General features: G+C 68.5%; 13 protein-coding genes. 8 read left to right on the plus strand and 5 right to left on the minus strand.

What is annotated here, in order from left to right; all coding sequences use genetic code 11:
- Window positions 1-64 precede the first annotated feature (64 nt).
- Complete coding sequence (locus L632_RS0100910; protein ID WP_028716178.1) at window positions 65-982, plus strand: LysR family transcriptional regulator; 918 nt, start codon at window positions 65-67, stop codon at window positions 980-982.
- Window positions 983-1,203: 221 nt separating this feature from the next.
- Here L632_RS0100910 and L632_RS24155 read toward each other — a convergent pair whose 3' ends face one another.
- Window positions 1,204-1,437 (minus strand): hypothetical protein, encoded by a 234-nt coding sequence (locus tag L632_RS24155; protein WP_156929407.1) that lies wholly within the window; start codon window positions 1,435-1,437, stop codon window positions 1,204-1,206.
- On the opposite strand from L632_RS24155, the gene L632_RS0100915 reads away from it, so the two are divergent.
- From L632_RS0100915 to L632_RS0100930, 4 genes are read left to right on the plus strand one after another with little or no spacing between them, the layout of a single operon-like run.
- Window positions 1,436-2,530, plus strand: coding sequence for an ABC transporter permease (locus L632_RS0100915; protein ID WP_028716179.1), 1,095 nt, complete (start codon window positions 1,436-1,438; stop codon window positions 2,528-2,530). The two genes, L632_RS24155 and L632_RS0100915, sit on opposite strands and share 2 nt — an antisense overlap.
- Window positions 2,527-3,303 carry an ABC transporter ATP-binding protein gene (locus tag L632_RS0100920; protein ID WP_028711490.1) on the plus strand — a complete coding sequence of 259 codons (777 nt, stop codon included), beginning with the start codon at window positions 2,527-2,529 and terminating at the stop codon, window positions 3,301-3,303. The genes L632_RS0100915 and L632_RS0100920 overlap by 4 nt, the downstream gene beginning before the upstream one ends.
- Before the next feature lie 4 nt (window positions 3,304-3,307).
- Window positions 3,308-4,609, plus strand: coding sequence for an MlaD family protein (locus L632_RS0100925; RefSeq protein ID WP_028716180.1), 1,302 nt, complete (start codon window positions 3,308-3,310; stop codon window positions 4,607-4,609).
- A gap of 8 nt (window positions 4,610-4,617) precedes the next feature.
- Window positions 4,618-5,247, plus strand: a complete 630-nt coding sequence (locus tag L632_RS0100930) for an ABC-type transport auxiliary lipoprotein family protein (RefSeq protein ID WP_028711488.1) — start codon at window positions 4,618-4,620, stop codon at window positions 5,245-5,247.
- Here the strand turns inward: L632_RS0100930 and L632_RS0100935 are convergent.
- On the minus strand, window positions 5,244-6,146 hold the full coding sequence (locus L632_RS0100935; protein WP_036696957.1) for a MurR/RpiR family transcriptional regulator: 903 nt from the start codon (window positions 6,144-6,146) through the stop codon (window positions 5,244-5,246). The genes L632_RS0100930 and L632_RS0100935 overlap by 4 nt on opposite strands.
- A 152-nt stretch (window positions 6,147-6,298) precedes the next feature.
- Between L632_RS0100935 and L632_RS0100940 the strand changes: the two genes are divergently transcribed.
- Genes L632_RS0100940 through L632_RS0100950 form a run of 3 tightly spaced genes read left to right on the plus strand, consistent with a single transcriptional unit; the run spans window position 6,299 to window position 10,209 of the window.
- Window positions 6,299-7,660: a glutamine synthetase family protein gene (locus L632_RS0100940; RefSeq protein ID WP_028711486.1), complete on the plus strand. Its 1,362-nt coding sequence runs from the start codon at window positions 6,299-6,301 to the stop codon at window positions 7,658-7,660.
- 18 nt (window positions 7,661-7,678) lie between these two features.
- Window positions 7,679-9,067, plus strand: coding sequence for an aldehyde dehydrogenase family protein (locus L632_RS0100945; protein ID WP_028716183.1), 1,389 nt, complete (start codon window positions 7,679-7,681; stop codon window positions 9,065-9,067).
- Entirely contained in the window at window positions 9,064-10,209 is a 1,146-nt protein-coding gene (locus tag L632_RS0100950; protein WP_028716184.1) for an iron-containing alcohol dehydrogenase, read from the plus strand. The genes L632_RS0100945 and L632_RS0100950 overlap by 4 nt, the downstream gene beginning before the upstream one ends.
- 10 nt (window positions 10,210-10,219) lie before the next feature.
- Here L632_RS0100950 and L632_RS0100955 read toward each other — a convergent pair whose 3' ends face one another.
- From L632_RS0100955 to L632_RS0100965, 3 genes are all read right to left on the minus strand, one after another.
- Window positions 10,220-10,651, minus strand: a complete 432-nt coding sequence (locus tag L632_RS0100955; RefSeq protein ID WP_028711483.1) for a hypothetical protein — start codon at window positions 10,649-10,651, stop codon at window positions 10,220-10,222.
- Window positions 10,652-10,663: 12 nt separating this feature from the next.
- Window positions 10,664-12,535: an excinuclease ABC subunit UvrC gene (uvrC, locus tag L632_RS0100960; RefSeq protein WP_028711482.1), complete on the minus strand. Its 1,872-nt coding sequence runs from the start codon at window positions 12,533-12,535 to the stop codon at window positions 10,664-10,666.
- A gap of 301 nt (window positions 12,536-12,836) precedes the next feature.
- Entirely contained in the window at window positions 12,837-13,607 is a 771-nt protein-coding gene (locus L632_RS0100965; protein ID WP_028711481.1) for an SDR family oxidoreductase, read from the minus strand.
- Between the last annotated feature and the right edge of the window lie 71 nt (window positions 13,608-13,678).

A 13,678-nucleotide genomic window follows, 5' to 3' on the forward strand; every position in this document is an offset into this window, starting at 1 on the left:
GTGACATGCGCCGCGACGTGAGACAAATTCATAATCTTCAAGATCGTGATGAGCGCCAATCAAGATGCACCTCGAGCTTCGCCACCTGCGCAGCCTGCGCGCCATCCATGAGCAGGGCGGCCTGGCCCGCGCCGCCGAGGTGCTGAACCTGACGCAATCGGCGCTGTCCCATCAGATCAAGGCGCTGGAAGAGCAGGCGGGGGTCGAGCTTTTCCTGCGCAAGACCAAGCCCTTGCGGCTTTCGGCGGCGGGCATGCGGCTCTTGCGCACCGCCGAGCAGGTGCTGCCGCTGGTCGAGGCCGCCGAGGCCGAGTTCCGCGCCGTCGAGCTGGGCCGCGCCGGCCGGCTGCATATGGCGATGGAATGCCATCACTGTTTCGACTGGCTTCTGCCGGTGCTGGACCAGTTCCGCCGCGCCTGGCCCGAGGTCGATCTGGACATCCGCTCCAGCCTGGCGCTGAAGGCGCTGCCGGCGCTGGAGCGGGGCCAGGTCGATATGGTGATTTCCTCTGACCCCGAGGAGATTGCCGGCATCACCTTCCAGCCGCTTTTCGACTATGCCCCGACCATGGTGGTCGGCGCCGGCCATCCGCTGGTTGCCAAGGGCTATGCCGAGCCGGCGGATCTGGCGGGCGAGACGCTGATCACCTATCCGATGGACCGGGCGCGGCTGGACGTGTTCTCGCAATTCCTCGATCCCGCCGGGGTCGAGCCCGCCCATGTCCGGCAGGTCGAGCAGACGGCCATCGCCCTGATGCTGATCGCCTCGGGGCGCGGGGTGGCGGTGATGCCCGACTGGGTGCTGCGCGCCCAGGCCGGCAATCCCGAGCTGGCGCTGCTGCCGCTGGGCCGGCAGGGCATGCTGCGCCGGCTTTACGCCGCGCTGCGCACCGAGGATCTGCAGCAGCCCTATATGGCGCATGTGCTGCGCCTGGCCCGGACCGAGCCGGTCAGGATGATGCGGGCGTTGGCGCAGGGCTGAACGCGGCGGCGCAGGGGGCGGTCATCCTCGGGACCATCGTTACAACGGCACTCTTTGAGCCAGATCCCGAGGAGTCCTTCCCCCGGCAGGGCCTTGACCGGGCCATGCCGCAAGCGATTTTCTTCATCACGACGCGCGCCAGGATGCGTATCCGAAGCGGTTTCCGGGCCGGCCTGCCCGGGATGGCTGCCGCCATTCCTGCATGAAGAAGCAATGCGTGGCTAACTAAACCTTAACGTGCATTTGGTCAATATATCCAATGCGAAAATCTGTAACAAAAATCGTTGTAAATCCGCCCGCCCTCCGGGTTCCGGCAGCGGGCCTTCAGCTCGGCCCGCATGTTGCGGCGCGGGGCCGATCCGCCACAGCGGCGGGGCGGAAATGCTGCGCGGATTTGACAAACCCCCGCAATCGCCGGATGAATCCGATTCATCCGTTGCGATCAGGACCGTCATGGCCAGCCTTCCCGACGACCCCAAGCTCAGCGCCACCGTTTCGGACGGCGTGCTGCGGCTGTCGGGAGAGTTCAGCGTCTGGACGCTGGGCCAGCTGCCGCCCGAGGCCAGGACCGCGCCCCGGCTGGAGCTGTCGGGGTTGACCCGGCTGGACACCGCCGCCGCCTGGTATCTGACCGGGCGCGAGCGCGAGGGCGCGCGGCTGGACGGGCTGACCGAGGCGCAGGCCCGGCTGCTGGACACCGTGCGGCAGGCGCTGCCCCGCCGCGATGCCGAGGCCGGGGGGCCCGCGGGCTGGCGGCTGATGCTGGAACAGACCGGCCGCCGCGTGGCCGCCGCGCTGGTGTTCCTGCGCGAGATCGCCGAGTATCTGGGCCGCTTCCTGGCCGCCCTGGCGCGCGGCCTGCTGCATCCGCGCGATTTCCGCTTCACCTCGCTGGTGTATCATTGCCAGGAAACCGGGCTGCGCGCCGTGCCCATCGTGGCGCTGATGTCCTTTCTGATCGGCGTGGTGCTGGCCTTCCAGGGCGCGGCGCAGCTGCGCCAGTTCGGGGCCGAGGTCTTTGTCATCGACCTGATCGCCATCTCGATCCTGCGCGAGCTGGGCATCCTTCTGACCGCGATCATCGTCGCCGGACGCACCGCCTCGGCCCTGACCGCCTCGATCGGCTCGATGAAGATGAACGAGGAAATCGACGCCATGCGCACCCTGGGGCTGGACCCGGACATGGTGCTGATCCTGCCGCGGGTGCTGGCGCTTGTGATCACATTGCCGATCCTGGGGCTGGTCGCCAATCTTGCCGGGCTGGTCGGCGGCGCATTGATGTCCTGGATCGAGCTGGGCATCTCGCCCTCGATGTTCCGCTATCGGCTCTTGGCGGATACCAGCGTCGACCATGTCATCGTCGGCCTGTCCAAGGCGCCGGTCTTTGCGCTGATCATCGGCGTCATCGGCTGCCATGCCGGGATGAAGGTCGGCAAGGACGCCGAATCGCTGGGCGCCGAGACCTCGCGCGCCGTGGTCAACGCCATTTTCGCGGTGATCGTGGTCGATGCGCTGTTCTCGGTCTTCTTCGCCGAGGTGGGGCTGTGAGCGAAAACCTCATCGAGGTCAGGGGGTTGCGCACCCAGTTCGGCCGCCATGTCGTGCATGACGGGCTGGACCTCGACCTGCGGCGGGGCGAGATCCTGGGCGTGGTCGGCGGCTCGGGCACCGGGAAATCGGTGCTGCTGCGCACCATCGTCGGGCTGAACCGGCCGACTGCCGGGACGGTGCGGGTCTTCGGCCAGGACGTCGGCGCGCTGACCGGCCCGGCGCGCGAGGCGCTGGAGCGGCGCTGGGGTGTGATGTTCCAGGGGGGCGCGCTGTTTTCCTCGCTGACCGTGCGCGAGAATGTCGAGGTGCCGCTGCGCGCCGTGCCGGATCTTTCGCCCGAGGCGCGGCAGGGGCTGGCCGAGCTGAAGGTCTCGATGGCCGGGCTGCCGTGGAGCGCGAATGACAAATACCCCTCGGACCTGTCGGGCGGCATGAGAAAGCGCGCCGGTCTGGCGCGGGCGCTGGCGCTGGACCCCGAGATCGTGTTCCTGGACGAACCTACCGCCGGGCTCGATCCCATCGGCGCCGACGCCTTCGACCGGCTGATCGTCGAGCTGCGCGATGCGCTGGACCTGTCGGTGTTCCTGGTCACGCATGACCTGGATACGCTGCATGCCTGTTGCGACCGCATCGCGGTGCTGGCGGAAAATCGGGTGCTGGTGACCGGCACCATGGCCGAGATGCTTCAGGTCGATCACCCTTGGGTGCATGAATATTTCCACGGCCCGCGCGCCCGCGCCGCCATGACCACCGGCCGCGCCAAGGAGTAGCCCTATGGAGACCAAGGCCAATTACGTCCTGATCGGAGCCTTCACCATCGCCGGCTTCCTGGGGATGCTGCTGTTCCTGATGTGGTTCGCCAAGCTTCAGCTGAACCGGCAATTCGCCTATTACGACATCTATTTCCCGGAAGTGTCGGGGCTGGGCGTGTCTTCCGAGGTGCTGTTCGCCGGGCTTCCCGTCGGGCGGGTCGTGGATATGCAGCTGTCGCCCAGCATCAACGGCGCCGTGCGGGTGCGGGTCGAGCTGGCCGAGGACACGCCGGTGCGCACCGATTCCCGCGCCGCGATCGAGATCCAGGGCGTCACCGGCGTCTCGAACGTGGCGATCTCTGCCGGCCGGCCGGATTCGCCGCTGCTGCGCGATGCCGACCCGGATTCGATCCCGGTGATCGCCGCCAGCCGCTCGGCCCTGCAGACGCTGTCGGATCAGGGCCCCGAGATGCTGTCGCGGCTGAACACCGTGGCCGAGCAGCTGACCCAGCTTCTGGGCGACGAGAACCAGAGCCGGGTGCGCAACATCCTGGACAATGTCGAACGCTCCAGCGCCAATCTGGACAAGGCGCTGGCCGACGTGACCACGGCCACCGAATCCATCGCCTCGGCCGCTTCGGACATCTCGGGTTTCGGCGAGCGGCTGGACGGGCTCAGCGCCGCGGCCGAGGCGACGCTGGGCAATGCCGACACGGCGCTGGCCAAATTCAACGAAAGCGCCGCCAAGGTCGACACGGCGCTGGATTCCGGCACCGCGACGCTGGACGAGGTGCGCGCCTATGTCTCGGGCGACCTGAAGGCGCTGACGCAGCGGCTGGACCAGACCGCCGCCACGCTGGAATCCGACCTGACCCGGCTGGCCGGGCGCGCGGACCAGAGCCTCGACAATCTCGACGCCGCGCTCGCGGTCGGGCAGCGGACGCTGGCCTCGGCCGAGCGGGCCTTCGACGGCGCCGACCGGGTCATCAACAGCAATGTCGAGCCGGTGGTGGCCGACCTGCGCGTGACGCTGGGCAAGGCGAACGAGGCCATCGACCGCGTGGTCGCCGACCTGCCCGAGATCACCGATCGCCTGCGCAATGCCGCCGACAGCGCCGATACCGCCTTTGCCAGCCTGCGCGGCATGCTGGACAGCGCCCGCGCCCCGGTGCAGGCTTTCACCCGCGAGGGGCTGCCGCAATTCACCCGCATGGCCAGCGATCTGCGCGGGCTGGTGGGCAATGTGAACGAGCTGGTCTCGGCGCTGAGGCGCAACCCGTCGCAAGTCCTCTCGGGCCCGCGCGTGCCCGAGTTCCGCCGCTGAGGGAGTCCATGATGCGCATCACCGCCGCCCTGCTTGCCCTGACCCTGACCCTGCCGGGTTGCGCCGCGCTGCGGGTGCTGGAGGGCGAGCCCGACCGCGACGTCTTCGAGCTGCGCCCGCCCTCGGACGTGCCGCGGAGCTGCGGCCGCGGCCGGCTGGCCGAGCTGGTGATCGAGCCGCCCAAGGCGCGCGGCACGCTGGACACCGACCGCATCATGATCCGGCCGAACGAGTTGCAGACGCAATACCTGCCCGATGCGCGCTGGGGCGACACGGTGCCGGTGACGCTGCAGACGCTGCTGGTGCGCGGCTTCGGGGTCTATGACGCCTTCACCCATGTCGGCCGCGCGCCGCTGGGCACGGCGGGCGATTACGCGCTGATCAGCGAGATCAACGACTTCAACGCCGAGGTGGCGGGCAAGGGCGCGATCATCAAGCTGACGGTCGATGCCCAGATGGTGCGCGAGATGGACGCCCGCGTGGTGGCGCGCGGGCATTTCGCCGCCACGGCCCAGGCGCCGACCACCCGGACCGCGGATCTGGTCCCGGCCTTCGACGCGGCCGGCCAGCAGCTTGTCGCGCAGATGACCGATTGGGGGCTGCGCGCGGTGGGCGTGAACCCGGCGCGCTGCCGCTAGGGCCGCCGCGCCTCGGAGGGACGGCCGCGGCGGAACAGGCTGGCGCGGTCGTAAAGCTCTTCCAGCCGCTTCATGCGCGGCTCGGTCTCGGGCCAGGTATGTTCCAGAACCGCGGCCAGCAGCGTCTCGACCAGCAAGAGGGCCGCCAACGTGCTGTCCCAGGGCGAGGGCACCTCGACCTGCGCCGAGAAGCGGAAGCGGGCATGGGCCGAAACCGGGCTGACCCAGGGATCGGTGATCAGCACGATCTCGGCGCCCTGCTCGGCGGCCAGTTCCGCCAGCTGCAGGATGGCGCCTTCATAGCGGCGGATGTCGAAGACGATCAGCACGTCGCCCGGCCGCAGCTCCAGCAGCGCCGGCGGCCAGGCGCTGGAGAGGACGGGCAGCGCCGTGACGCCCGGGCGCACGATGCCCAGCTGCGTGACCAGATAATCCGCCAGCGCATGGGTGATGCGGCCGCCGATGACCAGCACGCGCCGCGCCGGATCGGCCAGAAGCGCGGCGCAGGCGTCGAATTCGGCATGGTCGATCCGCCCCAGCGTCACCGACAGGTTGGTCAGCACCGCATCGGCAAAGCGGTTCAGGATATGGGTCCGCGGCACGCCCTGGGTCCAGCGCGCTTGTTTCGACAGCGGCGATTCCAGCCGCGCCTCGACCTCGGCGCGCAGCTGGGTCTGGAAGTCGGGATAGCCGCGAAAGCCCAGCTTCTGCACCAGCCGCAGCACCGTGGGGGTCGAGACCCCGGCCTCTTTCGCCAGTTGCGGCATCGACCCCAGGCCCGCCACCGGGTAGTGCCGGGTCAGGTGGCCGGCCAGCAGCCGCTCGGAAGGGGTCAGGGCCTCGAACCGCTGCGCCAGGCGGTCCTCGATCATCTCTGGCGCGGCCGATTGCTGCGGCATCTGCCCGTCCCCCCTCCCGCATTGTTTCTGCGAAGTGGTAACCATTGCGGCAGGCTGCGTCCATGGCGGAATATTATTGACAGAATCCAGCACCTTGCCGCAGCCTGTGATCACAGGGCGCGCAGGGACCGCCCGTCCTGCCGGAGTAGGCCATGCCCGCGAACCTGACTTTCGAGGCCCTGGAAACCGCCGTGCTGTCCGGCGAGATCGACACTGTGATCGTGGCGCTGGCGGACATGCAGGGCCGGCTGATGGGCAAGCGCTTCCACGCCGCGCATTTTCTGGAGAATCCGGGCGAAACGCATTGCTGCAACTATCTGCTGGCCACCGATCTGGAGATGGCGACGGTGCAGGGCTATCGCGCCACGGGCTGGGCCGCGGGCTATGGCGATTACGCCCTGAAGCCCGACCTTTCGACCCTGCGGCGCCTGCCCTGGGCACCGGGAACCGCGCTGTGCATGGCCGATCCCTGCGACCATGATGGCCACCAGCCGGTGCCGCATGCGCCGCGCAACATCCTGCGCCGCCAGATCGCGCGCGCCGCCGCCCTGGGTTTCCAGCCGATGATGGCGACCGAGCTGGAGTTCTTTCTGTTCGAGGGCGATTACCGGCAGCTGCACGATGCCGGCTATCGCGGCCTGGTGCCCACGGCGCGGCACAATATCGACTATGCCCTGACCGGCACCGCCGCCGACGAGCCGGTGATGCGGGCCTTGCGCAACGGGCTTCACGGCGCCGGCATCCCGGTCGAGAATTCCAAGGGCGAGGCCGAGGCGGGCCAGCACGAGATCAATGTCCGCTATTCCGACGCGCTGGACACCGCCGACATGCATGTGCTGGTCAAGGCCGCCACCAAGGAAATCGCGCAGGCGCATGGGCGGTCCGCGACCTTCATGGCGAAATACGCCCATGGCCGCGCCGGCTCCTCCAGCCATGTGCACCAGTCGCTGTTCCGCGACGGGCTCAACGCCTTCCACGATCCGGGGGCCGAGCATGGCATGTCGGCGCTGATGCGGCACTATCTGGCCGGCCAGCTTGCCCATGCCGGGGCGCTGACCTATTTCCTGGCGCCCTATGTCAACAGCTACAAGCGGTTCGTGACCGGGCTGTTCGCTCCGACCAGGGCAGTCTGGGCGCTGGACAACCGCACCGCCGGTTTTCGCGTCTGCGGCGCGGGCAGCGGCGCCATCCGCATCGAATGCCGCATTGGCGGGGCGGACCTGAACCCCTATCTGGCCTGCGCGGCGCTGCTGGCGGCCGGGCTGGACGGGGTCGAGCGCCAGCTGGAGCTGGGCCCCGCCTTTGCCGGCGACGCCTATGCGGCGCGGGACCTGCCCGGGGTCCCCCGCACGCTGGGCGATGCGGCAAGGGCGCTGGACGCGTCGGCCATGCTGCGCGCGGCCTTCGGCGATGCGGTGATCGAGCATTACCTGCACGCCGCCGCGTGGGAGCTTGAGGAACAGAATCGCGTCGTCACCGATTGGGAGCTCGCCCGCGGCTTCGAACGCGCCTGACAGCCCAGAGAGGAGCAGATGACCCAGACCATCCGGCTGATTTCCCCCGTGGACGGCGCGGTCTTTGCCGAAAGGCCGCTGCTCTCTGGCGAAGAGGCCCGCGCCGCCGTGACCCGCGCCCGGGCCGCGCAGCCCGCATGGGCCCGCCGTCCGCTGGCCGAGCGCATCGCCCGGGTCCGGGCCGGGATCGAGGCGCTGAACGCGATGCAGGACCGGATCGTGGCCGAGCTTGCCGGGCAGATCGGCCGCCCGGTGCGCTATGGCGGCGAGCTGTCGGGCGTGAACGAGCGCGCGGATTACATGGCCCGGATCGCGTCCGAGGCGCTGGCCCCGACCGAGATCGAGGACAGCGACCGCTTCCGCCGCGAGATCCGGCGCGATCCGCTGGGCGTGGTGCTGGTCGTCGCGCCCTGGAACTATCCCTATCTCACCGCGATCAACACCATCGTCCCGGCGCTGATCGCCGGCAATGCGGTGGTGCTGAAACATGCCAGCCAGACCCTGCTGGCCGGCGAGCGGCTGGCCGAGGCCATGGCGTGGGGCGGCGTGCCCGCCGACGTGTTCCAGAACCTGGTGCTGGACCACCCCACCACCGAGGCGCTGATCGCCGAGCGCCGTTTCGGCTTCGTCAACTTCACCGGCTCCGTCCGGGGCGGGCGGGCCATCGAGCGCGCCGCCGCCGGCACCTTCACCGCCATCGGGCTGGAGCTGGGCGGCAAGGACCCCGGCTATGTCCGCGCCGATGCCGATCTGGATGCGGCGGTCGAGGGGCTGATGGACGGCGCCATGTTCAACTCGGGGCAATGCTGCTGCGGGATCGAGCGGATCTATGTCCATGCCTCGCTGTTCGACGCCTTCGTCAGGCGGGCGGTGGACTGGGTGCTGCGGCAAAGGCTGGGCGATCCCTACGAGCCCGGCACCACGCTGGGCCCGATGGCGCAGCGCCGTTTCGCCGATGCGGTGCGCGGCCAGATCGCCGAGGCGGTGGCGCAGGGCGCGCGGCCGCTGATCGACCCGGCCGCCTTTCCGCAGGACGACGGCGGCGCCTATCTGGCGCCGCAGCTTCTGGTCGGCGTGACCCATGACATGCGGGTGATGCGCGAGGAAAGCTTCGGCCCCGTCGTCGGCATCATGCCCGTTCGCGACGACGACGAGGCGGTGGCGCTGATGAACGATTGCGACTACGGGCTGACCGCCTCGATCTGGACCGCCGATGCCGATGCCGCCATGGCCATCGGCGCGCGGCTGGAAACCGGCACGGTGTTCATGAACCGCTGCGACTATCTGGACCCGGCTTTGTGCTGGACCGGCTGCAAGGATACCGGCCGCGGCGCGGCGCTGTCCGGGCTGGGCTATCTGGCCGTGACCCGACCGAAATCCTATCATCTGCGAAAGGTGCAGAAATGACGCTTCGCGGGAACTGGTCCTATCCGACCACCATCAAATTCGGCGCGGGCCGCGTCACCGAACTGGCCGAGCATTGCAGGGCCGCGGGCATCGCGCGTCCCCTGCTTGTGACCGACAAGGCGCTGGCCGGCCTGCCGATCACCGCGCGGGCCCTGGATATCCTCAAGGCCGGCGGGCTGGGCCGCGCGGTCTTTTCCGAGGTCGATCCGAACCCGCACGAAGGCAATATGGAGGCCGGCATCGCCGCCTACAAAGCCGGCGGGCATGACGGGGTGATCGGCTTTGGCGGCGGCTCGGCGCTGGATTTGGGCAAGATGATCGCGCTGATGGCGGACCAGACCGTATCGGTTTGGGATCTGGAAGACATCGGCGACTCGTGGACCCGCGCGGATGCCGACAGGATCGCGCCCATCATTGCCGTGCCGACCACGGCCGGCACGGGCTCCGAGGTCGGGCGCGCCGGGGTGCTGACCGATGCCCGGACCCATCGCAAGAAGATCATCTTCCATCCCAAGCTGATGCCCACGGTCACGATCTGCGATCCCGAACTTACCGTGGGCATGCCGAGGTCCATCACCGCCGGCACCGGCATGGACGCCTTTGCCCATTGCCTCGAAGCCTTCTGCTCGCCCCATTACCATCCGATGAGCCAGGGCATCGCGCTGGAGGGGCTGCGGCTGGTCAACGAATACCTGCCGCGCGCCTATGCCGTGCCGGACGATCTGGACGCCCGCGCGCAGGTGATGAGCGCCGCCGCCATGGGTGCCGTCGCCTTCCAGAAGGGGCTGGGGGCGATCCACAGCCTCAGCCATCCGGTCGGTGCGGTCTATGGCACCCATCACGGCACCACCAATGCCGTGGTCATGCCCATGGTGCTGGACTTCAACCGACCGGCCATCGAGGACCGGCTGGCCCGCGCCGCCGCCTATCTTGGCATCGGGGGCGGCTTCGACGGGTTCCGCGCCCGGGTGATCGAACTGCGCGCCCTGCTGGGCATTCCCGAGACCCTGACCGCCTTGGGCGTCGGGCGCGACCGGCTGGACGAGCTGACGGCCATGGCGCTGGAGGACCCGTCCTGCGCCGGCAACCCGGTCGCGATGACGCGCCAGAACACCCACGCGCTGTTCGAGTCCTGCCTGTGACCGCGGCGGGTCAGATGATGCCGTGCTGCTTCAGCAGCGCCTGCTCGTCCCCCGCCACCCAGCCAAAGACCCTGGGCGTGCCGTCGAGGACCTGCACGAGGTAATGCACCTCGAACCCGATCGCGATTTCGGGCGCGTCGCCCCGGTCATAGGTCGCGGTCCAGCCGACATGCGCAAGGCAATGCAGCGCGTCCATCGGCGACAGCCGGATCTCGCGGATCGTTATGTTCCTGGTGCCGATGGCGCGGTAATGCGCATAACCCTGGGCCATGGCCTGCCGGAAGGCGTCGTCGTTGCGCCCCGCATTCACCCCGGCCGGAGAGGCGGCGATGAATTCCGGGGCGTAGAGCGCGGCGACCTCCTCCATATCCGCCTCGCCGGCCAGCGCCTGCGCGAACAGTTGCTCGTAGCGGGCGAAGAATGCGCGAATGATGTCCTCCATGCCTCCCTCCTGTCAGCCCTTGTGGAAATGGTCGACGATCTTCTGCGCCATGGATTCGCTGATGCCCTCGACCGCGACCAGATCGGCGAGCCCGGCGCGGCTGACCGCCTTGGCGCTGCCGAAATGCTGCAGCAGCGCGCGCTTGCGGGCGGCGCCGATGCCGGGGATCTCGTCCAGCGGATTGGCCATCACGGCCTTGGCCCGCTTGGCGCGATGGGTGCCGATGGCCCAGCGATGCGCCTCGTCCCGCAGGCGCTGGACGAAATACAGCACCGGGTCGTTCATCCGCAGGGCGAAGGGCCGCTGGCCGTAGCGGTGGAACTCTTCCTTGCCGTGGTCGCGGTCCTCGCCCTTGGCGACGCCGACCATGGGGATGTCCTCGACCCCCATCTCGGCCATGATCTCGTGCACGGCCGAGACCTGCCCGGCGCCGCCGTCGATCAGCAGAAGGTCGGGCCAGGTGTCGGTCTGGCGGTCCGGGTCCTCTTTCAGCAGGCGCGAGAAGCGGCGGGTCAGCACTTCCTTCATCATGCCGAAATCGTCGCCCGGCGTGATCTCGGTGCCCTTGATGTTGAACTTGCGATACTGGCTCTTGATCCAGCCCTCGGGGCCGGCCACGACCATGCCGCCGACGGCATTGGTGCCCTGGATATGGCTGTTGTCATAGACCTCGATGCGCTGCGGCACGGCGGGCAGGTCCAGGGCCTCGGCCAGCCCCTCCAGCAGACGCTGCTGCGCCGCGCTTTCCGACATGCGGCGCGCCAGGCTTTCGCGGGCGTTGCGCAGGGCGTTTTCGACCAGCTCGGCCTTTTCGCCGCGCCGGGGCACGCCCAGCGTGACCTTGCGCCCGGCCTTTTCCGACAGCGCCTCGGTCATCAGGTCGGGATCCTCGATGCCATGCGACAGCAGGATCAGCCGCGGCGGCACCTTGCCGTCGTAGAACTGCGCCAGGAAGGCCTGCATCACCTCGTCGGCCGATTCAACGCCGTTGAGCTTGGGATAGAAATCGCGGTTGCCCCAGCTCTGGTTGCCGCGGATGAAGAAGACCTGCACGCAGGCCTGCCCGCCCTCCATGTGCAGCGCGATCACGTCAGCCTCGGGCACGCCGCGCGGGTTGATCGCCTGCACCGATTGCACGGCGGTCAGCGCCTTGATGCGGTCGCGAAGGGCGGCGGCGCGTTCGTATTCCATCGCCTCGGCCGCCTCGGCCATCTCGCGCGCCAGGTCGGCCTGGATACGGGTGGTCTTGCCCTGCAGGAACAGCTCGGCATCGGCGACCAGGCTGTTGTATTCCTCCAGCCCGATGCGGCCGACGCAGGGCGCGCTGCATCGCTTGATCTGGTAAAGCAGGCAGGGCCGCGTCCGGCTGGAGAAGGTCGCGTCCGTGCAGCTGCGCAGCAGGAACACCCGCTGCAGCTGGTTCAGCGTCCGGTTCACCGCCCCGGCGCTGGCGAAGGGGCCGTAATAATCGCCCTTTTCCGCCTTGGCGCCGCGATGCTTCTTGATCTGCGCAAAGGGATGCGACTTGGCGACCAGGATGTTCGGAAAGCTCTTGTCGTCGCGCAAGAGCACGTTGTAGCGCGGCTTGAGCTGCTTGATCAGGTTCTGCTCCAGCAGCAGCGCCTCGGTCTCGGTGCGCGTGGTCAGGAACATCATCGAGCAGGTCTCGCGGATCATCCGCGCGATGCGCGCCGAATGCCCGCTGCCGCGCGCATAGTTCGAGACCCGCGCCCGCAGGTTCCGCGCCTTGCCGACGTAAAGCACCGCCCCTTGCGCATCCAGCATCCGATAGACCCCCGGCGAGCCGTCGAGCGTCTTCAGATAGTCCTGGATCAGCGCATGGCCCGTCTTGGCGGGCCGCTTTTCTGGGGTGGAGTCGGTCATGCTGCTAACGAAATGATTCTCGGGCTCGGCTGCAAGTTCGGACGCGAAAGTTCAAGCTGAATCCTGTCCACGGAATCTGTGGATAACTCTGTGAATCAGCTTGGGAGTATCACGCGTTCAATTAGCGTTTCTTGGGGTTTCATTGCTTTGCACAAATTCTAGGCAGTATTGCAAGGTGTTGATTGCAGGAGATATTTTTTCTCTCTTGCGCAATCCCCTGAATTTCTTGCCAGAATCGTGAAGATTGCGTGAACGCCTTGCGCAAGGTGGACAACTTGGCGGGGACCGGCGGTTTTTTGCTCTATTCGACGCCCAGCACGTCGGGGGTGCGCCAGGCCAGATGCTGGCCTCCGTCCACGCAGATCAGCTGCCCGGTGACCGAGGGCGCGTCGATCAGATAGCCAAGCGCGGCGCAGACATCCTCGGGCCCGGCGCCGCGTTGCAGGATGGTCGCGGCGCGCTGATTGGCGAAATGGCTGTCGGACTGGCGGATGCCCTGCATGGTCGGGCCGGGGCCGATGGCGTTGACGCGGATGTCCGGCGCCAGCGCTTGGGCCGAGGTGCGCGTCAGCCACCACAGCCCGGCCTTGGCCAGGGAATAGGTCATGAATTCCGGCGTCGGCTTCAGCACCCGCTGGTCGATCATGTTGACGATCAGGCCGCGGGCCACCGGCTCGGCGCCGCTGCGGTCCGCCTTGGGCGCCTGGCGCGCGAAGGCTTGGGTCAGCAGGAAGGGCGCCCGCAGGTTCGAGCCCATATGCCGGTCCCAGCTGTCGCGCGTCGCCGTGGCGATATTGTCGTATTCGAAGATCGAGGCGTTGTTCACCAGCAGCGTCAGCGGCCCCAGGGCGGCATGGGCGCGATCCACCAGCGCCTCGCTCTGGTCCAGATCCAGAAGGTTGGCGCCGAAGATCTCGGCCCGGACGCCCAGGGCGCGGGCTTCGGCCGCGGTGGCCCGGGCCTCCGCCTCCGAGCTTTGGTAATGGATCGCCACATCCAGCCCGCGCCGCGCCAGATACAGGGTGATGGCCCGCCCCAGGCGGCGGGCGCCTCCGGTTACCAGCGCCGTCATTTCCGCCCGATCCCCAGCAGCCTGGCGATGATCCGCCGCACCCCGGGTCCGGCGGCCAAAGCCAGCGCGCA

It is taken from the genome of Paracoccus sp. J39, assembly GCF_000518925.1.
Classification (GTDB): domain Bacteria; phylum Pseudomonadota; class Alphaproteobacteria; order Rhodobacterales; family Rhodobacteraceae; genus Paracoccus.

What these genes read in the sequence shown, in the direction of transcription:
- L632_RS0100950 (WP_028716184.1), top strand. Translation starts at nt 9,064, where the DNA reads ATGACGCTTCGCGGGAACTGGTCCTATCCGACCACCATCAAATTCGGC.
- L632_RS0100915 (WP_028716179.1), top strand. Translation starts at nt 1,436, where the DNA reads ATGGCCAGCCTTCCCGACGACCCCAAGCTCAGCGCCACCGTTTCGGAC.
- L632_RS0100955 (WP_028711483.1), bottom strand. Translation starts at nt 10,651, where the DNA reads ATGGAGGACATCATTCGCGCATTCTTCGCCCGCTACGAGCAACTGTTC.
- L632_RS0100965 (WP_028711481.1), bottom strand. Translation starts at nt 13,607, where the DNA reads ATGACGGCGCTGGTAACCGGAGGCGCCCGCCGCCTGGGGCGGGCCATC.
- uvrC (WP_028711482.1), bottom strand. Translation starts at nt 12,535, where the DNA reads ATGACCGACTCCACCCCAGAAAAGCGGCCCGCCAAGACGGGCCATGCG.
- L632_RS24155 (WP_156929407.1), bottom strand. Translation starts at nt 1,437, where the DNA reads ATGACGGTCCTGATCGCAACGGATGAATCGGATTCATCCGGCGATTGC.
- L632_RS0100925 (WP_028716180.1), top strand. Translation starts at nt 3,308, where the DNA reads ATGGAGACCAAGGCCAATTACGTCCTGATCGGAGCCTTCACCATCGCC.
- L632_RS0100945 (WP_028716183.1), top strand. Translation starts at nt 7,679, where the DNA reads ATGACCCAGACCATCCGGCTGATTTCCCCCGTGGACGGCGCGGTCTTT.
- L632_RS0100935 (WP_036696957.1), bottom strand. Translation starts at nt 6,146, where the DNA reads ATGCCGCAGCAATCGGCCGCGCCAGAGATGATCGAGGACCGCCTGGCG.
- L632_RS0100930 (WP_028711488.1), top strand. Translation starts at nt 4,618, where the DNA reads ATGATGCGCATCACCGCCGCCCTGCTTGCCCTGACCCTGACCCTGCCG.
- L632_RS0100940 (WP_028711486.1), top strand. Translation starts at nt 6,299, where the DNA reads ATGCCCGCGAACCTGACTTTCGAGGCCCTGGAAACCGCCGTGCTGTCC.
- L632_RS0100910 (WP_028716178.1), top strand. Translation starts at nt 65, where the DNA reads ATGCACCTCGAGCTTCGCCACCTGCGCAGCCTGCGCGCCATCCATGAG.